The sequence below is a fragment of the Microbulbifer variabilis genome (assembly GCF_052468405.1).
The window spans coordinates 3,204,960-3,225,265 of record NZ_CP174343.1 but is presented as its reverse complement, the minus strand read 5'-3'; the positions used below and the strand labels follow the sequence as shown (position 1 = coordinate 3,225,265).

At 45.7% G+C, this 20,306-nt stretch carries 18 protein-coding genes; 9 read left to right on the top strand and 9 right to left on the bottom strand.

Annotated features, from left to right (window positions below):
• Positions 1-15: 15 nt before the first annotated feature.
• The 5 genes from ACJJJB_RS14715 to ACJJJB_RS14695 all read right to left on the bottom strand — a co-directional run bounded on the left by ACJJJB_RS14715 (position 16) and on the right by ACJJJB_RS14695 (position 4,748).
• Positions 16-717, bottom strand: coding sequence for a UTRA domain-containing protein (locus ACJJJB_RS14715; protein WP_353375990.1), 702 nt, complete (start codon positions 715-717; stop codon positions 16-18).
• 80 nt (positions 718-797) lie between these two features.
• Positions 798-1,607, bottom strand: coding sequence for a phosphonoacetaldehyde hydrolase (gene phnX / locus ACJJJB_RS14710; RefSeq protein ID WP_020412495.1), 810 nt, complete (start codon positions 1,605-1,607; stop codon positions 798-800).
• A gap of 49 nt (positions 1,608-1,656) precedes the next feature.
• A complete protein-coding gene (locus ACJJJB_RS14705; RefSeq protein ID WP_020412496.1) occupies positions 1,657-2,211 on the bottom strand; it encodes an HD domain-containing protein in 555 nt (184 codons plus the stop codon).
• The gene (locus ACJJJB_RS14700; RefSeq protein WP_444946228.1) at positions 2,201-3,385 is read right to left on the bottom strand and encodes a TIGR03364 family FAD-dependent oxidoreductase; all 1,185 of its coding nucleotides are present in this window, start codon (positions 3,383-3,385) and stop codon (positions 2,201-2,203) included. Before ACJJJB_RS14700 ends, ACJJJB_RS14705 begins: the two co-directional genes overlap by 11 nt.
• Before the next feature lie 19 nt (positions 3,386-3,404).
• Positions 3,405-4,748, bottom strand: coding sequence for a DUF5690 family protein (locus ACJJJB_RS14695; protein WP_444946229.1), 1,344 nt, complete (start codon positions 4,746-4,748; stop codon positions 3,405-3,407).
• Between the two features lie 253 nt (positions 4,749-5,001).
• On the opposite strand from ACJJJB_RS14695, the gene ACJJJB_RS14690 reads away from it, so the two are divergent.
• Positions 5,002-7,587, top strand: coding sequence for a TonB-dependent receptor (locus ACJJJB_RS14690; protein WP_444946230.1), 2,586 nt, complete (start codon positions 5,002-5,004; stop codon positions 7,585-7,587).
• A 74-nt stretch (positions 7,588-7,661) separates the two neighbouring features.
• Here the strand turns inward: ACJJJB_RS14690 and ACJJJB_RS14685 are convergent, their stop codons facing one another.
• Entirely contained in the window at positions 7,662-9,320 is a 1,659-nt protein-coding gene (locus ACJJJB_RS14685) for an acyl-CoA dehydrogenase family protein (RefSeq protein ID WP_444946231.1), read from the bottom strand.
• A gap of 693 nt (positions 9,321-10,013) precedes the next feature.
• On the opposite strand from ACJJJB_RS14685, the gene ACJJJB_RS14680 reads away from it, so the two are divergent.
• The 6 genes from ACJJJB_RS14680 (at position 10,014) to ACJJJB_RS14655 (ending at position 14,498) form a co-directional block, all read left to right on the top strand.
• Entirely contained in the window at positions 10,014-10,697 is a 684-nt protein-coding gene (locus ACJJJB_RS14680; RefSeq protein ID WP_020412501.1) for a helix-turn-helix transcriptional regulator, read from the top strand.
• A gap of 1 nt (position 10,698) precedes the next feature.
• Positions 10,699-11,133, top strand: coding sequence for a CsgE family curli-type amyloid fiber assembly protein (locus ACJJJB_RS14675; protein ID WP_282952577.1), 435 nt, complete (start codon positions 10,699-10,701; stop codon positions 11,131-11,133).
• Positions 11,133-11,543: a curli assembly protein CsgF gene (locus ACJJJB_RS14670; RefSeq protein ID WP_020412503.1), complete on the top strand. Its 411-nt coding sequence runs from the start codon at positions 11,133-11,135 to the stop codon at positions 11,541-11,543. The genes ACJJJB_RS14675 and ACJJJB_RS14670 overlap by 1 nt, the downstream gene beginning before the upstream one ends.
• A gap of 51 nt (positions 11,544-11,594) precedes the next feature.
• A complete protein-coding gene (locus ACJJJB_RS14665) occupies positions 11,595-12,443 on the top strand; it encodes a CsgG/HfaB family protein (RefSeq protein WP_282952578.1) in 849 nt (282 codons plus the stop codon).
• 341 nt (positions 12,444-12,784) lie between these two features.
• Positions 12,785-13,264, top strand: a complete 480-nt coding sequence (locus ACJJJB_RS14660) for a hypothetical protein (RefSeq protein WP_020412505.1) — start codon at positions 12,785-12,787, stop codon at positions 13,262-13,264.
• A gap of 55 nt (positions 13,265-13,319) precedes the next feature.
• Positions 13,320-14,498: a hypothetical protein gene (locus ACJJJB_RS14655; RefSeq protein WP_444946232.1), complete on the top strand. Its 1,179-nt coding sequence runs from the start codon at positions 13,320-13,322 to the stop codon at positions 14,496-14,498.
• Positions 14,499-14,591: 93 nt separating this feature from the next.
• On the opposite strand, the gene holA is transcribed toward ACJJJB_RS14655, so the two are convergent.
• The 3 genes from holA to leuS form a co-directional block, all read right to left on the bottom strand.
• Positions 14,592-15,599, bottom strand: coding sequence for a DNA polymerase III subunit delta (gene holA / locus ACJJJB_RS14650; protein WP_444946233.1), 1,008 nt, complete (start codon positions 15,597-15,599; stop codon positions 14,592-14,594).
• Between the two features lie 14 nt (positions 15,600-15,613).
• Positions 15,614-16,138: an LPS-assembly lipoprotein LptE gene (locus ACJJJB_RS14645; RefSeq protein ID WP_282952582.1), complete on the bottom strand. Its 525-nt coding sequence runs from the start codon at positions 16,136-16,138 to the stop codon at positions 15,614-15,616.
• 86 nt (positions 16,139-16,224) lie between these two features.
• Entirely contained in the window at positions 16,225-18,822 is a 2,598-nt protein-coding gene (gene leuS, locus ACJJJB_RS14640) for a leucine--tRNA ligase (protein WP_445365084.1), read from the bottom strand.
• A 163-nt stretch (positions 18,823-18,985) separates the two neighbouring features.
• On the opposite strand from leuS, the gene ACJJJB_RS14635 reads away from it, so the two are divergent.
• Both ACJJJB_RS14635 and ACJJJB_RS14630 read left to right on the top strand, forming a co-directional pair.
• A complete protein-coding gene (locus ACJJJB_RS14635) occupies positions 18,986-19,435 on the top strand; it encodes a zinc ribbon-containing protein (RefSeq protein WP_020412510.1) in 450 nt (149 codons plus the stop codon).
• Positions 19,432-20,214 (top strand): YdcF family protein, encoded by a 783-nt coding sequence (locus tag ACJJJB_RS14630; RefSeq protein ID WP_445365083.1) that lies wholly within the window; start codon positions 19,432-19,434, stop codon positions 20,212-20,214. The genes ACJJJB_RS14635 and ACJJJB_RS14630 overlap by 4 nt, the downstream gene beginning before the upstream one ends.
• The last annotated feature ends 92 nt before the right edge of the window (positions 20,215-20,306 follow it).

The window sequence follows — 20,306 nt, the reverse complement described above, 5'->3', positions numbered from 1 at the left end:
GGTAAAAAATAAGTACTATCTAGTGGCTACTTCCATTTCTATGGCGTGGGGTAGCCAGTATTCAATATTATAATCAATCAGATATTCAGCAGAATCATAGCGAAGTCTTAAGATTCTCAGGCCTGGAGCACCAGCGGGTATACCCAATGGCTCTGCATATTGCAACTCCAGGTTCGCAACCTGAATATTACAACGCTCGTGAGTGATATTTACCCTATAATTATCTTGCAATATTTCGGTAATAGATCCAGATAAATCGAAGTCAGATAATTCAGGAAAACACTCTGATGAGAGATAACTCTCTTCTACCATGACTGGCCTTTGGTCCAGGTAGCGGACTCTTCGGATTTCAAAGTACCTGGTACTTTTAGTGGCGTTAAAGGCGGAATAAATATCGTGTCTTACGGTCAGCTTACGGACCCCAAGTACTTTGGTGGTTGCTCTAAAACCCTGTTGTCGGGCCATGGAGTTGAAATTTACCTTTTGTGTCGGGTTCATCACAAATCGATCTGGTGCAACAAACCAACCTCTGCGATTTTGTCGGTACACCAGTCCCTCACCTTCAAGACGGTTTAAACCATCTCGTAAAGTAATACGTGTGACTTGCAGCTGCTCCGCCAGCTCGCGCTCAGCGGGCAGCTTGTGATTGGCGGCCAGGCGACCATTACCGATCAACAGTTGGATATGTGATTTAATTTCTACGTAACTGGAGGACACAGTATTTCTCTTGGGTTTGATCTAAAACTCGGTCTCAGGCCTGGGCTACCAAACTGGTATTCCTGAAGTTTGATAGCCTATCAGGGGCGTTGTCCAAGAGCCAGTCGGCGATTGATATCGACCAGTACGGGTTCAAGCTTATTGATATCGTCTATCAAATAATGAGCGCCGCAATTCTCAAGTTTTTGATAAGCGCCAATACTGTGATTTCTTTTTTCTTCCTCCGAGAGTGCTTGCCAACTTCCCAGGGATAATCCCGAAGCATTTCCTGAAAGTACTACTGCAACTGTCCACATGCCGGCATTGCGCCCCTCATAAATGCCTGCGGCGGTATCATCAATCTTGACACATTGGCTGACAGACGGGATTTCCATTTCAATGACGTTCTTTAATGCAGCTGCGGGTCCTGGTCTTGCGCCCACAGCTTCATCTGCTGCAATAACACAGTCGGGCTCTAGGCCTTGTTGTTGAGCTTTTGCCAGCATGCCCTCAATCATTATACGACTGTAACCTGTGGTGCTACCAATACGTATATTACGCTCACGCAAGCGGACAAATAGTTTGTCGGCTCCGGGTATTATTTGGCTGTGCCTATCGATTTCCTGAATCTGTATCGGGGCCAGACGGCGATATAGTCCGTCTATATCAGATTCCTGGGATGGGCGCCCATGAACCACTTGCCAGGCAGTTTGAATGGAATTTTGTTGTAGCATCTGGCGAATATGTTCTTTCTTCTCAGTACCCATTGGAATACGGGTTTGCTCTTCACTGACCGTAACTCCAGCCTCAGCAAAAATTTGCATAAACGCTTGTAAAGGGGCGCGGGAGCCAAAATCTACTAAGGTTCCGGCCCAGTCGAGGATAGCAGCTTTAAGTTGCAGTGGTTCCATGGATTATCTCCTTTTTGGTAATTGATAAGGGAGTTGAGCGGCAAAATATCTATCGACTAAGTACCTTTGAGCAGATCTTTAGCCAGTGATCCAAAGGAGCTACGGCTAAACCAGGCACTTTTCCTGAATCATCCCACTCGCGCAGACGCAGAGCATCCTCGGCGAAGGGGGTATTAAGAAAATTATCTTTTTCTTTATCTGTCATTATTTTGCCTTGTTTTTTTAGGGTTTTGTGGCTTGCTGCGGATAGCCGTGTCTCATAAATGTTATCTGTACTCATTAAAAATCTTTTAGCTTGAACATGTAGGGCGATAGGCTTCGTGACTGTATTGGAAAAACCCCACCTTTCGAGTAAATCTGCACCTATTAGGTCATGTGCACTGTAGCCTTCAGTATCCGTACCGGGTATTTTTTCCTTTATAGCGTGGAGATGGCCGATATCATGAAGAAACGCTGCAACAGTCATTTCATCGGAGATACCAGAGAGTTCCGCCAAGGTGGCACACTGGGTAGCATGCTGTAGCTGCGTGCATTTTTCTCCAAGTGTTAAATTCCCGTACTGCAAAAATAACTGTTTAATTTTATCGACAACATTAGCTCTCATCGATTAAGCACTCATCTAGAGGGATCTTGTCCAAAATACCCTTCACTACCCGTTCCATTAATGCTGGTCCGGTTGTCATACCTTTTCCTCCAATACCGGTTATTAAATGAATATTTTCTGTTGCGGATTTTAGGAATACGCCTTGGCTACTTTCCTGGCTGTAATAGCCATTCCAAATCCTGGCAACATTTAAATGGGGTAGATTAAGAATACGCTTGGCTTCAGCTACCATCAGTGAGTTGATTTCCTGACATATTTCATAGTTCAAAGTGCCTGAGTCCTGGGCAGTAAAGTACTCATGAGAATCGCCAATGATGATGCTGCCATCGGCAGATTGTCGAAACAGAAGGTGGATACCAAATTTTCCATAGCTTGGATCAATATGGGGCTTCGGTAGATTTTTATAATTAGGGCAACTTTTAAATGCTTCATAGCGGCGTATTGTCAGACCTGTAAGCAGGTTCCCTGGTATTTTGACTCCCTTGATTTGTTGGGTGCGCAACATCTGCAATTTACTAAGCCGTAGTTGTTCTGTTTGTAATAAGTGCGGAAATAAATGACTAAGTTGATGGCCACAACAAATCATTACCTGTTCTGAAATAAAAGACTCACCTGTTGAGCAGCGAAGCTGGACCCCATTTTTGACTTCCTCTACGGCTATTACCGGAGATGCCTTTTTAAAATGTAAATTTTTCGTGTCTTCAAGTAGTTTCCAAAAATACTTCATTAGCAGGGAGCTTTCGGCACTCATTTCCTGTGGATAGTAGAGGCCACCATGGCAGTAACTCTGCTTTAGTAAATTAATTTGCTTGTGACACTGCGTCGAGGTAAGAAGCCTGGAAACGTAGTTAGTCTCACGATTAATCTCATGCATTTCCTCTAGTAGATTGGCCTCTTCTGAAGAAGAAGCCACGTAGAGAGAGCCATGCTGCCAGAGTGCGTCCGGCATTATTGTCGCCAACTCGCCATAAAGTTCCAGCGATCGTCGCCCCAGATTTCGCCATAGTTTTAGATTCATACCAGATGGTACTACTTGGCCAAAATTGCGTACCGTGGCTCCGTGAGGCTTAGTGCTGGCTTCAATTAACAGCACTTTTTTTCCGGATTTTAGTGCATGGTAAGCAGCAAAACTGCCTAATATCCCGGCACCGACAATGGCAATATCAAATTTCATAACTGCTCTATAGCCTTTTTTACACTGGAGAAGTAATAAGCCTCAACCGTGAAGAAGAATTACGGTGCAAGCGGCGAAAGAAAAGAAGTGAGAGCAGCATTAACAAAATACATGCAATACCAGTAGCATAGGAAAGTTGCTGAGTAAACTGTAACCAGTTTAGGTTTGGTTGCGCGAAAGTCTTATAGAGCATGACACTAATGCTGCCGATATAACCCGCACTATCTGCCAGATAAATCACAAATCCTGCGTTACCTAGGCTCTTGGTGCAGGCGACCAGACGTTCAAATAATAAACAGTTAAATGGAACATAGCCTATATAGAGCCCGATATTGATCCCAATCATCCAGGCAGCCCCGGATACAATATCTAACTCAAATGCGAGAGTTGAAGTTATGCAGATTGCTCCCCCAGCCGCGACTAATAGCTGGTTTAGCTGCAATGCGCGATAGTTGTTACGTACAAAAATAAGTAGCGCCAGGGATGCTAAAACTATCAGTGCCACGGGTAGAGTGCTGGTAAGGAAGATCTGGGGTGCTTGACCATAACCCAAAGCTTGCCAAAGCTCTGCAGCGAAATTATCAGAGAAGTCACGAAATGCCGTTAGGAATACATAAGCGATGATTAAAGCCAACAATCCCAGATTCGTTTCATTGACGAAAGTCCAACGCATTTCATTCGTCATTGGTACTCTTTGTTTTCGTGCACGGATGTCTGCTTTGTTGGGTTGGGGAATTCTACTGAGTGTAAATGTAGATAGAATCAGTGCAGGTAGAAATAATAAGCCCACGGTTGCAGGCATCCAGATTTCCGGGACTTTCCATTCCAGCATTAGATATGCGGCTACTGCTTTTACGGCTCCTGAAGAGACGATTAAGCTAACACATAAAATGGCGCCTAGTGCTTCAGTAAGACGACGCCCCTCTAAATAGCTGAATACTAGTCCCCACACCATTCCAAGTGGGAGACCATTAAAAAAAAGCATGACAACATTATAAGGAGCGGGGATCAATGCGAATGCTATCAAGGCCAGATGACTGAAAAGAATTAGAATTACCAGTATTCTTCCCCGCTGCAATGGCCGTAACTCTGAGACAACCTTAATCCCGATAATTTTTGAAAACGCATAACCCAGTACTTGGGAAATTATAAGTGCGGTTTTAAAGTCTAGAGTGAAATCCCAGCCGGAAATGTTGGCGTAAGATGCTGCTGCAAAGGGCTTGCGGAAAGCATACATACAAAAATAAGTGAAGAATGCAGCAACTCCGGAAAAGAGTAGCAAAAAAAGCTCACTGTTGAAATCTTCACTGGAATCAGATTCCTGTTTTTTACTGGTTTTTTCCATTTTATCGATAGTTGCCATTTGGTCTAGACCAGATTTTAGGTGCTTATGATTGCGTTTTTGTGACAGTCTTTTTTAAGTTCAATAACCATTCCAGATGGTAAAAATTTTTCATTTATATATTCGCAGGGAATATTCACACACCTGTTATACAAACGTCATAGCGGCAATTTAGGATTCTGGTCTAGTCCAGATTTATGTTGATGATCGAGCAAGTTAATTTGTGTCGATAAAAATTTGCCAATCATTTTTTGATTGATACAGGGGAAGTAAAATGATTTATGTCAAATTATTGCCTGCAACGATTACTCTGCTGGTGGGACAAGTAAATTACGCTCATGCACAAGAAAGTAGTAAGCAGAGTGTCCAGGATGATAGCGAAATAGAAGAGATTGTTGTGCTTGGACGAATGTTTGAGACAGAGTTACGTTCCCTGGAGTTACAGAGGGAATCCAACCGGATTGTTAATGTGGTATCGGCAGATGGTATAGGAAAGTTACCGGATCGTAACGCCGCAGAGGCAGTTCAAAGAGTCGCAGGCGTATCTATCGAGCGTGACCAGGGGGAAGGACGGTTTGTCGCTGTGCGTGGCCTCCCGTCCCAATGGAGTTCTTCTAGCCTTAATGATCATCGTTTGCCATCTGCAGAAGAGGAAACTACCAGCAGGGCTACGGCATTTGATTTCTTTCCATCGGAGCTGATTGAACGTATTGAGGTCTCTAAGGCTGTTACCGCGGATCAGGAAGGTGACTCTATTGGCGGCAATGTTAATTTTGTGACTCGTACAGCCCCTGAAGAACGCACTTTGGATATATCCCTATCTGGTGGCTATGCGGATAAAGCCGACGGTGATATTAAATCCATGAGCATTCTTTATGGGGATAGAAGTGAAGGTGGTAAATGGGGATTTTTGGCCAATGTAACTGGTTGGAGCAGGGATTGGGCAACAGATAACTACGAGCCTCGCCGTAAAGGGGAGGGAATATATCGATTGGAACTGCGGGATTATACCGGAACCAGAGATACCCTGGGGTTAAACCTTGCTACTGAATACCGATTGGAAGAAGGAGGTAAGATTTTTGCTCGTGGTTTGTATGGGACATTAGAAGATGAGGAGACACATTACAAGCACAGGTTGCGGTTCGATAAAGATAGAATGGAACTTCAGCATATCCACAATACTTTGATAACTCGTATGCAAGGTGTTGAAGTTGGTGGAGAGCACTTTTTTGGTGATGATAAGCAGCTGAATTGGAATTTAGCCAGCTATGATAATGAATTCCGCTATGGGAATACACCCAATAAAGATGATCGCTCTTATTTTGTAATGCGTTTTGATCAAACGGAAGTAGGTTATGTTGGCCTGGATGATGATGGGCTGGCTTACAACCAAATCGATGGTGGTACTGACCCAGCAGAAAATATACCCACTCACCTCCCGGATGGTTTTGTAATGGACCCAACCCAGTCCAGCCTATCTTGGGTTGAACTATATAAAGTGTATGTCAACGAAAAGGATAAAGTGGTAGCCACTTTTGACTTTTCTTCCCAGTTTTCCAGTGAGCTGGAGTTAAAGTTCGGTATGAAATATCGGGACAAGGAACGGGTGTCTGAATTCTCCGATGCATTTTACATTTGGGATGAGGAAAACTATGGGCCTGCCCCAGTTCTCTCTGACTTTACCTTGTCTGATCAGCCTGGCAGAAATGATTTCCTATCAGAGTTGGATATCAACTATGACTCCCAATTCTCTCAGGTTGCTTCAATGTCTCAATTGGAGAATTTTTGGAACCAAAACCGGGATAAATTCATTTTGATTCCCGAAGAATCAGCTCTAGTTGAAAATGGAGGGGCTCTTGGGCGAAATTTTGAGCTAACAGAGAGGCACCTATCGGCTTATGGCATGGGTAATTATGAGCTTTCAGATAGAGCCATTCTTGTAATGGGATTACGACTCACTCAGACACAAACGAAGGTGGAAAGCCAGGTATTTGTTAACGATGAAGCTAATAAAGGCTATTTGGTGCCGTTTAATGGTGATAAAGAGTATTTATCCATTTTGCCATCGGCACATCTAAAATATGCGCTCACAGAGGATAGCAATATCAGGCTCGCGCTGACCAGAACCTTTGCCAGGCCGGACTTTGGTGATCTGAATCCGGGAGGGTACTATGCCGAGCACGATAATGAGTTTATAGGAGGTAATCCAGATCTTGATCCTACTTACTCTTGGAATCTGGACTTTATGTATGAGTACTATTTTAATGACTCGGGGATTTTATCTGCTGGTTTATTTTATAAAGATATTACAGATCCAATCTTTAAAGATGTGAAAGAAGGTGAATATAATGGAGTGTCAGGAGTCGATATTTATAGTCCGGAAAATGGTGAAGATGCGTGGCTGAGGGGATTGGAATTTAATCTGGTGCGAAAAATGGATTTCCTTCCCGGATTTCTTTCAAATATCGGGTTGTCGACAAATTTAACTATGCTGGATTCAGAAATGCGTATTCCGGGCCGTGATGGTGCGGTGCCGATTTCCCGTCAAGCTGATTTATTACATAATCTCTCTATCTATTATGATGATGGTACTGTCTCCATTCGCCTGGCTCAAAACCATAAGGGAGAGTATATTGAAGAGCATGGTGGCAATAAAAATGAAGACCAGTACTACGGTGCTTACACAAGCCTGGATATGAGTGCAAATTATACGATTGGGGACAATTTAGTTATTTTTGCTGAGGCCTTAAACCTTACGAATGAACCTTTAACTTATTATATTGGTGATAAAGATAGGCCAAAGCAAGTTGAGTATTATGGGGTTCGTGGCCAACTGGGCTTTCGCTATAGTTTTTTTTAGCTGATCTTTATTTTTTATTAGAAAAAACCCGGTTATGCCGGGTTTTCAGTTTAAGTTAATATATAGCTCATTTTTTATACTGAAAGTGGGTTCCCGCGTGTGAGCAATTGTTCTATATCGACTCCCCTGGGTAGGCTACCAGTGCTATGGCCGCCTTTGCCCTCCAACCTTGATAGAATAAAAGCGCTACTGACTGCCTTATCACCAGATTGAATAAGTAGATGGGCCTGCATTGTAACTGCCATTTGATCTACGATAGCGCGAGCTCGGTACTCAAACTGATCTAAATCTGCCAATTCTTTCTTTAATGAATCTAGTGCTTTATCAAAATAATTATTCTTACCTGTGCTGGCTGCCATTTCGTCCAACCAGTGATTTACTACACTGGGTGTTTTTGTGATTGCCCGAAGGACATCCAGAGCCTGTATATTGCCAGAGCCTTCCCAGATAGCATTGATTGGAGCATCTCGGTATAGGCGGGCAGTAATAAAGTTCTCGATGACCCCATTTCCTCCCAGGCATTCCATAGCCTCATAGGCATGGTGAGGACTGCGTTTGCAGATCCAGTATTTTCCCACCGCAGCTCCCAGACGAAGTAGCATTTTTTCGTGCTCCTGGTCCTCCTGATCCATAGCCCTTGCCATACGCATAGTTAAGGCAATGGATCCCTCAACTTCTAATTGCAGGTCCGCCAGCACATTGCGCATTAGGGGGTGGTCAATCAACTTTTGGCCAAAGGCTTTTCGTTGTGAGGCATGGTAAATGGCCTGAACAACTGCTTGACGCTGACCTCCGGAAGAACCGACCATACAATCGAAGCGAGTGATGGCTACCATCTTAATAATTGCGTTTACGCCTCGGCCTTCCTCTCCTAACAACCAACCCATTGCACCTCGCATCTCCACTTCTGAAGAAGCATTGGAGACATTACCGGCTTTCACTTTGAGCCTTTGGATTTCCAGGGGATTTTTACTACCATCTGGACGCCAGCGGGGTACCAGAAAACAGGAGAGCCCTCCGGGTGCCTGGGCTAGTATCAGAAAACCGTCGCACATGGGAGCAGACATAAACCACTTGTGCCCGAGCAGCTCATAGACGTTATCCCCTAAAGGGATAGCGGTCGTGGTATTAGCACGTACATCAGAGCCGCCTTGTTTTTCCGTCATACCCATCCCGATAGTTAGAGAGGACTTTTCAAAGTAAGGGCGATTACTGTTGTCATATCCTCTGCTTAATATTTTGGGGGCCCATTCAGCGGCAACAATGGGGTTGAGTTGAATTGACGGTATAGAAGCAAAAGTCATAGTTACTGGGCATCCATGACCAGCTTCAAGCTGACATTGTAAATAGTTCTTTGCTGCCCTTACCACGTTCGCTCCCGGACGTGGATCCGTCCAGGGTGAACAGTGCAATCCTTCCGAGAGTGCCAGTTGCATTAATTGATGATATGAAGGATGGTAACGAACTATATCTATACGATTGCCGATACGGTCATGGCTTTCGAATATTGGCTTGAATTCATTGGCAGCGTAACCACGTTCAATCATTTCTGGGCGACCACATACTTCTCCATAGCGCTGTAAATCTTCCTCGGCCCAGTGTCCTCCATTGATATGTACTGCTTCTCTAAGTGCTTGATCCCCCGCGTATAAATTATGGCCCGTAAGAGGTGGAACCTGATTATTGATTGTATGAGTGGATGCATGTGCGGAGGGTTGGATACTGGTGCTCATGAATTTATTCCATGCAGTTTGGGCTGAATATAGCCTATTTCTTGGTCTAATCGGTACATTCATCCCAGCTTCAAGTGCTTTATTAACACTGGGAAGTCTGTATTTAAGGTTAAATCAACTTCAAACTGATTACTATTTATACGGAACCTGTTTGCGGATAATTCAGAAAAAATTGTGGCTGTGTTTTTAGACTTATATTTTTTGTGACTTTTATTCAAAGTAATACCGTTTGCTCTATTTCTCATTTGACTTTTATTTAATATCAATTGAATAGTACTAAACGATTTAATTTATATTTTAAGATGCTTCGTGGATTATATGTGACTGTTCACATTCTTCAGATCAGAAAAATTTGTTTTTTATCAAAATTAATCTATTAATTTTGTGGACCAGTACAAATTTCTCGATATTCGTTGAATTTTTTGTGGGCTCCTGAGTCTATACCAAAGGATGTTCTATGAGGTGGTTTACAGCTGTAAATGTAATACCTTTGTATGTAAAAATGACATTCTAAATTTATGTTGGCACACTTAAGATTGAAATTTTGATATCTAGATCACTTCTTGTTGCAGGCAGGGAGTTGATCGAATAGATTTAGCTCACAGCGAAAGACGGCCATAGAATAAATAGAAAATAAGAGCAAATCAGATATTAAGTAAGATCTTAAAAGGACCGCATGTTGGGGGAACCCAGATGAATTTGCATAAGGATTATGCACGCCTTGAAGTTGTGACTCCGGGTCATGAATCCGAAGGGCCGGAAGTAGCTTTTTTAACGGCTTCTATTAATCTTCAATCCTCTATCTTTGCAGGGCGTATAGAGGATGAGTTTAGGACTAAGTGTTCTATATTCCAGCGTTTGTCAATTTCTTCGCTTGAAGAAATTATCACTGAATATCTTCTCCTGGACTGCGCAGATCTCTCATCATCCGATCTGGACCTGATTCTGCGTGACATTCATACAATTTCCAATCCACCCAGTATTGTTCTGATTAATGTAGCGGATACAACTGATTTGGATTTTGTTCTTCACTGGGAGAAGGTTCTTGGCTTGATGCCTTCGGAATGTGAGCCCAAAGTGATCATGGAAAGATTGGGCAGGATTTTTTCTGGTGAATACTGGTTTCCCAGGGATGTACTGCATAATTTTTTACGTCAGCACCGGAAGCCAAAAAAGTGGCGGGAAAAAGCGTCGAATCTCACTCAGCGTGAGACGCAAATATTGCAGTTGATATGTGAGTGTCATACCAATGCAAATATTGCAGAAGTTTTATGTGTTAGTGAGCACACGGTTAAGAGTCATCTTTATAAGATATACAGAAAGATTGGCTGTAAAAATCGCTTAGAAGCAAGTAGTTGGGCTAGCCAGAACTTATAAAATGAGTATCTATTTTTACTGCTTTAAGAGAGTTTCTCTCCTAATTCTGCTTATCTCAATCTCCCCACTTGTCCAGTCGCAAGAGCTCGAGTCAATAGAGGGTGAGGACTCCCTTCTTACCGGGCTGGTTATCGACAGTACTGTGAGCGGTATTGGTCACGAATTTGCCCGTTCTCTTTCTATTTATATCACCAGTAACCTCACGGAATTCGATTATAACCTAACCGTTCATGAGCGACCTTCAGCAAGGTGGGGTAGCGTGGTGTGGGTTACCTATGAAAATAAACAGGTTTTTAGAACTGTGATCTACCCTGGGCGAAGGCGTTTTGGAGAGATTGTTGCTCAAGCAGCAACTCAAATAAATAACAATATTCGACAGCAGAGGCTGCAAGAGTTGTTCTCTCAAAATTTGGATTTGGCAGGGGATGAAATTTAATGAAAAGATTTTTAGTTACTCTCTTTACGCTTATATTAATGATTCCTTTTGCAGGGTATGCTACTGAGTTGATTTACACACCGGTTAACCCCTCGTTCGGTGGCAACCCATTAAATGGTAACTATCTACTGAATAATGCGAGTGCCCAGAATAGTAAGAAAGATCCAAAAGCAGGTAAGTCACCTTATTCAGAATCTTCCTCTCTAGATAGATTCACTGATACTTTGGAATCCAGATTGTTGTCTCAACTCTTGACCGATGTAGGTAATGGAAATGATGGTACTCTGGTAACCGATGACTTTATTGTAAATATAATTGATGTGGATGGAACTTTAACAATAACTATTACAGATGCTGTCACCGGCGAAATTTCTGAGATTGTCGTAGTAGGATTAGATCCGGGAAATTAACAGCCATACTGCCATTGGATGGCATTTTTGAGGATTTCAGGGGTGGTGGTGATGTTGCCTAGAATATTGCTTGTAGTATTTATTATTTTCATAAGTGGTTGTAGTTTTTTTCAGAAAACCCGTGAGGCTCTATTTGGTCCAGGATATGAGAAGGCCACTTTAACAGATCGAATGAGCACCTATGCCGACTTGATCAATTTGCCCTCTCCCAGGGGGAAAATTGTTGTAGCAGTTTATGGTTTTAGTGACCAGACAGGGCAGTACAGGCCGGCCCCATCAAGCTCGTTTTCAACTGCAGTGACTCAGGGCGCTGCTTCTATGTTGGTGCAGGTCTTAAATGAATCAGGATGGTTTGTTACTTTAGAGCGGGAAGGACTGCAAAACCTGCTGACAGAGAGAAAGATAATTCGTGCTGCACTGAAAGAGGAAGATACAGTTCCTCCTTTTGATTTACCCTCCTTGATGTCAGCAAATATTATGTTGGAAGGAGGGATTGTCGCTTATGACACCAATATCAAAACTGGTGGAGCAGGGGCAAGGTATTTTGGAATTGGCCTTTCTTCACAGTACCGTGTTGATGAAGTGACAGTAAACTTGCGCGCTGTCGATGTAAGAACGGGTCGTGTACTAAGTAGCGTGCTTACCAGTAAAAAGATTTTGTCCCGGCAGGTGCAAGGAGATATTTACACATTTGTAGAATATAAACGTTTATTAGAGGTTGAGGCTGGGATGACGACCAATGATCCTGCTCAGCTTTGTGTACTTTCGGCTATCGAGTCTGCCGTGATTCACCTTATTGCTAATGGGGTTACTGGAAATTTATGGGCTTTGCAGGATAGTAGTGAGTTTCCTGCATCGATCTTGGATGAATACTCTGAAAGTCCGGTGAAAATTCTCTGATCTCATGAAAACAATGTAATTATTGTTGATTAATAATAATTTAATTATTCAAAAAGCTGGCAATATCTATCTGAATTAAAAGTGGTTAGGTGGCCAGCTTTTTTGCGAGTTGAACTTTTCTGTAAGTTGGTGTAATTTACGGGACTCCTGGTTGCTCTCGCAGATTTTTATCTGTTTCATAGCTTTTATCTTTCCTTAATCATACAAAAGTTTTACGTTTCTGCTTATTTTTGTATAGAAAAATACGCTTTCTTCTGATTTATTCCTGTTCTTATTATTCCTATAGTTTCCTTAGTAGATGAGCTTTATATAGTTTATTTAATTTGACTGAGGAAATCTGAGTGACTGCTATTAGGGCGGCTGTTTTCTATCTGATTCTAGTTTTAATGCCCATTACATTGTCCTGGGCTGGAGATCTCGATAGTCACGATGAACTGTTATCTGGGCAAGGTGCACTTGATCTACTTCTTCAGCGGGATGATTCAATTAATGGACAGCTGGCTGAAGTAACGCAGTTAGGAGACTACAACGTAGCTGAAGTAGTACAGACAGGTCAGTACAACCAGGTATTCCTGGTTCAGGATGGTTCGTCCAATGAATCAGTAGTTCACCAAAGTGGTGACTATAACTATGCGGCTATTTCACAGTCTGGGGCTTACAACCAAGCAACTGCTATACAGAACGGTATAGATAATATTGCCCTTATAAATCAAGTTGGTTATGGAAATTCAGCCAACATCATTCAAAACGGTGATGGGCTATTTGGATTTGTCGCGCAGTTCGGTGACAACCATGCGGTGGAGGTAGTCCAGTATGACTAGCTCGCTGCTTTCTTTTTGTTTGTATTTGTTTATTTAGTCCGAGGGAGAAACATAAATGAAAAAGCTTTCACTTGCTGCCGCGATTGCAATGCTTGTAGGTGCTGGACAGGCCATGGCTGATGGTAACTACGGTGATCAACTGCAGGCTGGCAACGATAATGCCGCTGACATTTATCAGGTAGTCGAGTCTACCAATAATGCCGCTTATCAATGGCAGGAAGGTAATGACAATCTCGCTTCTACCGAGCAGTCATTTGCTGATAGTAACTTTATTGACCAGACCCAAGTTGGAAATCGCAACTATGCGACTACCAGCCAGAATAACCAGGATGGTTCACAAGCCTACACTTTCCAGCAGGGAGAGGGTAACCAGGGTGTTATTCACCAATGGGATGGTGCCAGAAACACAGCATTTGCTACCCAGATGGGCAGTGAAAACGTAATGCACCTGGACCAGTACTCTAATTCCCATGATAACACCATGGATGCTTTACAGGATGGTAATGACAATACTGCTTTCTTGCAGCAGGAAGGTGATGGCAACCTGTTTATGAGCACCCAGGTTGGCGACTCAAACAGTGTTTGGGGCAGCACCTGGTATCCATCGGCGGATGGCTTCCTGGGCGGTCAAGTTGGTGAGGGTAACGTGGGCTTCGCTTACCAGAGCGGTGCTGAAAATACCGCAAATCTGGTGCAAACTGGAGATTACAACTACCTGGATATGTCCCAAGCGGGTATTAACAACGTTACGACCATTGCCCAGGATGGAATCGGTAACTCCAGTGTTGCAGCTCAGTATGGCGATGACAACGTAACCACTATCGCTCAGAACGACACTAATAATATTGGTGACATGTATCAATACGGCAACAGCAATACTGCTGCCCTGGTTCAAAATGGTGACATGAACTGGAGTGAGTTTTCTCAGACCGGTGATTTGAACCAGGTGACTATTGATCAGTCTGGTAGCGCTAACTCTACCTTCGGCTACAGTGAAGGCGTAGCTAACATGGTTGATATTGACCAGGTTGGCGAGCTTAACTTGGCAGAAGTTCACCAGGATATGGGCGGGGACAACATGATTGTTCTGTCTCAATCTGGCTTTGAGCATGGCGCCCACTTGGGACAGTCTGGTAACAATAACGCCACTTTTGTTACTCAATCTAGCGAGTTCAATATGGCCAGTGTTCATCAGATTGGTGATAGCAACATGGCTACGATTACTCAGAACTAACCCTGATTTTAGTTCGCCTAAACAACCCCTCCCCTTTAGGGGCAGGGGTTGTTTATTAAATAGATTGGTAGTTAGGTGAGGGTAAACCGAGAGCTAGACGCTGCGCTGGCCACTCAGGTTTAAAGTGAGCTCCAGTAGGCCCGTCCAGGGTGATTGGTGTCCAGTGCCACCCTTGATGGCGGTATCGATAGCGCGAGCGCGTAAAAGCAGAGTTTCAAGCTGGCGAGGCGCCAGCCGGGAAAGAGCGGATTGAATTAGTGGCTGACGTTTTTGAATACGCACCAGGCGAGCCAGTGGTTGGCCCTGATTGAGCTTTTCCCCAATTTCCAGCAATGAGCGAATTTCCCGTGCCAGGGCCCAAAGCACTACCGGTGCTTCAATGCCTTCACTGCGTAATCCCTGTAAAGTTGTTATTGCTTTATCGGCTTCACTGGCCAAGGCTCTATCTATTAGGTCAAATACACTATAGCGAGCGGAGCTGGTAACACTATGTTCCAGTAAGCTGACGGTAATTGTGGTGTCGCTCTTATTTAATAGCTTGAGCTTTTCTATCTCCTGGCTAGCGGCAAGTAGGTTGCCCTCCACGCGTTCTGCCAGAATTTTTACTGCTTCGGGTTCGGCAGTCAGTCCTGCAGCGCTAAGCCGCTGATTGATCCAACGTGGCATTTCCTGGGCAGGCACTGGCCAGATCTGGACTAGTACGCCTTCTTGTTCCAGTGCTTTTACCCACTTGCTGTTGAGCTGTGATCTTTCCAGTTTGGGTAGAATTAAAAGCAGAACCAAGTCCTGGCTGGCGAGGGCTGCGAATTCCTGAAGGGCCTTACTGCCCTTGTCCCCCGGTTTTCCACCAGGTGCGCGTACTTCGATCAACTTTTTCTCGGCAAAAAGCGACATATTGCCAGCAGAGGCGAGTAGAAGCCCCCAATCAAAGTTGTGCTCGGCATGGAGAAGCTCACGCTCATCAAAGCCAACCTTCTTCGCCGCCTTACGAACCTGGTCACAACACTCCTGGACCAGCAGGGGTTCATCTCCGGAAATAATATAAACCGGGGCCAGCCCCTTTTTGAGACTCTGTAGTAGTTGCTGGGGGTTGATACGCATTACTGTACAGCTACTTAGTAGCTTTTATCCTCCAGCGGGGCATTGACATCAATTCGACGCAGTCGGTCAATCATCCGGCTGATAAGTTCGCGACGCATTTCAGCACGCAGTAAGCGTTCCTCTTCGCCCTTACTCACAATCTCAGATACATCCCATTCAAGAGAACGGTAAACATCTGCCTGGGCTTTGTTTAGCAAGACTTCACCGCTACCGGTACGAACACTATAGATAGCGCTGGTGATCAGTTCGTATTCTGATGCGCGCCCCTCCGAGTCTACGGCAACTGTGAGTTTGCGTTCGATTTCCCTGTTAATAACCATTACGTAATCTGCTTCCATGGGAGTTGCAGCAACGGGAATACCACCGTTGTGGAGCAGGCGACTGAGTTCATCAGCAATATCACTGCGTGGGTTTTCGCTGGAAATATAAATAGTGCTGCCTGGAGGGAAGTTCTTTGGTGTGCCGCGTAAATGCCAGCCACAACTGGCAATGGCAAGAATGGCAATTAAGGAGATAACTCGTCTTGCGATTTTTTTCATAAACTACCTGGCTTAATCGGGCCTGAACTGTATGTGCGGCCTGAGTGAGCCGGGAGCTTATAGCTCCCGGCATTCGGGCTGCGAGTCTATTTCGCAACAATATTTACCAGTTTGCCTGGTACGACAATGACCTTGCGTACTGTGGCATCACCAATAAACTTCTGTACGTTTTCATTTTCCAGAGCCATTTTTTCCAAGCCCTCTTTATCCGCATCAGCCGGAGCATCCAGTTTTGCACGGACTTTGCCATTGACCTGGACTACCAGTGTAATGGTTGAACGTACAAGAGCCTTTTCATCCGCTTGTGGCCAAGCCGTATCAATCAATGCACTGGAATTACCCAGCACTTGCCACAATTGGTGACATATGTGCGGGGTAATTGGTGCGAGCAGTAAGACGGCAGCTTGTAGTGCTTCCCGCTCTACAGCGAGGCCCTGCTCATTATTCCGTTCTGCTAACTTACCCACTTCATTGAGCAGCTCCATAACTGCGGCAACAGCCGTATTAAAAGTTTGGCGGCGCCCGTAGTCATCACCCACTTTCTGGATGGTTTCATGGGCCTTGCGGCGCAGTTGCTGCTGTTGGTCACTCAGAGATTGTTGATCGATCTCTACATCGCTTGAACCCGCTGCGACATGACTGTGAACAGTTTTCCAGAGCTTGCGCAGGAAGCGGCTGGCGCCCTCCACTCCAGCGTCATGCCATTCCAGGGTCTGCTCAGGGGGAGCGGCGAACATAGTGAATAGACGTACGGTATCAGCGCCATACTGCTCGACTGCTGCGTGCGGGTCTATGCCATTGTTCTTAGACTTAGACATTTTCACTACTCCACCAGCAATAATCTCTTCGCCGGTCGCACGCTCAATGGCTTTGATGGGTTTCCCCTTGTCATCCCGCTCGACATCCACATCGGCTGGATTAATCCAGGTTTTATGACCGTGTTTCTCTTTATAAAAAGACTCAGCTAAAACCATACCTTGACACAGCAACTGCTTGAAAGGTTCATCGCTGTTTACCAGCCCCTCATCGCGCATTAGCTTGTGGAAGAAGCGTGCGTAGAGGAGGTGCAGGATAGCGTGCTCAATGCCGCCTACATACTGGTCGACAGGCAGCCAGTAGTTGGCGCGGTCCGGATCCAACATGCCCTCTTCAAAATCTGGGCAGGTATACCGCGCGTAGTACCAGCTGGATTCCATGAAGGTGTCGAAGGTATCGGTTTCTCGTTCTACGGTAGTGCCGTTGAACTCGTCCTTGCGCCACTCTGGGTCAGCTTTAATGGGTGATTGAACACCATCTAGCTCCACATCTTCCGGTAATAGAATCGGCAGTTTGTCCGCAGGAACCGGAATTTCCCCTCCGTCAGCTAAATTGAACATGGGAATAGGTGCACCCCAGTAGCGTTGGCGGGAGACGCCCCAATCGCGCAGACGATAGTTAGTGGTGACCCGGCCTTTGCCGGTAGCGACGAGTGCTTCGGAGATTGCGGTAAAAGCACTCTCGAAATCCAGTCCATCAAAGCTACCGGAGTTCACCAGCTTGCCTTTCTCTGTATAGGCTTCTTTATCCAGGTCAATAGGCTGGCTATCGGAAGCTTCAATTACCTGTACCATTGGTAGTTGGTACTTATGGGCAAATTCCCAGTCGCGCTGGTCGTGTGCCGGAACTGCCATTACGGCTCCAGAACCGTAATCCATCAATACATAGTTGGCGACCCAGACGGAGACTTCTTCACCAGTGATGGGGTGAATCGCTTTCAGCCCGGTATCCATTCCTTTCTTGTCCATTGTGGCCATGTCGGCTTCGGACAGGGATTGTCTTTTGCACTCAGCAATAAACTCTCTCAGTTTCGGATTACTTTCCGCCATCTCCAGGGCGATAGGATGCTCGGCAGCGAGAGATACATAAGTAACTCCCATTAAGGTGTCCGGGCGGGTGGTATAGACGTCGAAGTGATCCATGCCGGCTACAGTTGCAGGCAGGGCGAAGCTCAGCTCCACACCTCGGCTCTTGCCGATCCAGTTGCGCTGCATAGTGCGCACCTGCTCGGGCCAATCGGGCAATTTGTCGAGATCCTCGAGCAGTTCTTCCGCATAGTCGGTAATCTTGATAAACCACTGGGCTAGCTCGCGGCGTTCTACGGTAGTGCCACAACGCCAGCAGGCCCCATCTTCCACTTGCTCATTGGCAAGTACCGTCTGGTCATGGGGGCACCAGTTCACTGCGGAGTTCTTCTTGTAGACCAGGCCTTTTTCATACAGGCGGGTGAAGAACCATTGTTCCCAGCGGTAATAGGAAGGCTGACAAGTAGCTAGTTCACGGGACCAGTCAAAGCCAAAGCCAAGTGCTTTCAACTGGCCCTTCATGTAATCGATATTGGCATAGGTCCATTTGGCCGGTGCAGTCTTATTCTGGATCGCTGCATTTTCTGCAGGCAGACCAAAAGCATCCCAGCCCATAGGGTGCAATACGTTCTTACCCTGCATTCGTTGGTAGCGGGTGATTACGTCAGTGATGGTGTAATTTCGCACATGGCCCATGTGCAGCTTGCCGCTAGGGTAGGGGAACATGGACAGGCAGTAGAATTTTTCCCTGCCGGTGTCTTCCTTAACCTCGAAGCTTTTCTCTGCCTCCCAGAATTCCTGGGCAGAAGCTTCGACTGCGGAGGGGTTGTACTGCTCTTCCATCGATTGGGGACCTATACTCTGTGATCAAAAATTTGCGGGGAAACCGTTACATATATTGGATGGGACTGCTTATGATCTGCAATCCATAGGATTGATCGCGATCAATTGCTGTCTCCAGGGCATCCATTAGGATGCGTAAACGCGAGATTATAGGAGGGATACCGTGACGAAGGAACCAAAGTTGCCGCCGAAGGATGATCTAGCTGATGAGTTTCGCGAGGATCTGGAGAATCTGGTTGAGGGTGAGCTGGCAGTTGAAGACCTAACCGCGAATAAAGTCGCCTTCCTGCGTGCCTGGTTAAAGGATGACCTTCATCGTGCTTCTGATTATCTCCAAGGCCTTGGCGGCGAGTTGCGTACATTGGAAGAGCGCAGTGGCGATTGGCTGCTGAATGCGGCAGACCCGACGGAAACGGCCTGGCCCAACCTGATGCGCTGTATTCGTGAGGGAAAACCCTGGGCCCTGGCTGGCGAATATGTGGGTGCTGATGAGGAGCTGCAGTGCTTGGGGTGTGGCTACCGCGCTCTCCCACCAGAGAATACACAGATCACACCGTGCCACCGCTGTGGCTATGGTTGCTTTCGACAAATAGAGGGCGGTCTTGAATATTGATTGAATTTCATACGTTTATGACCAACCTGCTAATGCCGCCTTTGGCACCTATGTTGGGGTTAGTGCTGGCGTTTTTACTACGATTTCTGCCTGAAGGATCCCTGCTGGGGAAAGTTTCCCTACCGCTGGCACTGGTTTCATTTGTTGTGCTCTGGATGAGTGCCACTCCGGCTTTTTCGAATTGGCTGGGAAAGCGCCTGGGGGCTGCACCGGACCTTGCCGGTTTTTCTCCTGAGGCAGTCATAATCCTGGGTGGTGGGCGCTATAGAAACGGGGAATCGGGCAGTGAACGTCTGTCGGCCGCTAGCCTGGAGCGTGTTCTGTGGGCTGCTGAACAGGCGCCAGGGGGGGTGCCAATTTTGGTTTCCGGAGGGCGTGTCTATCGAAATGAGCGAGCGGCTGAGTCTCAAATGATGGAGTCCCTACTGGAGGGAAAATTGGCTCGCTCTGTGAGTTGGCGTGATGATTGCAGTCGTACTACCGCAGAGAATGCAGTAAACAGCGCTGAGATATTGCGTGCAGCGGGTGTGAAACGTATTGTCCTGGTCACCCACTGGTGGCATATGCCCCGTGCAGCAGCTGTGTTCTATAAAGCCGGCTTAGAAGTACAGCCGCTTCCTGTTGGCAGCGCTGAAGAATTGTTGCCGCGGGCACAGGAGGGTTTGCTACGCTGGGTTCCCAGTGCGGCAGCCCTGTTGCAAACACAGACTTACTGGCGGGAATTACTGGGGCAGGCGTGGTACAGCATTAGGCCATTGCCGCCAACCAGGAAATGTTGAGGAACTTTTATATCAAAGGAATTTCAGAGGCCTACAGGATAAGAGGTAACAGGCGTCGAGCAAGAGAAAGTACTCTTGAATGCTAGTTGCAC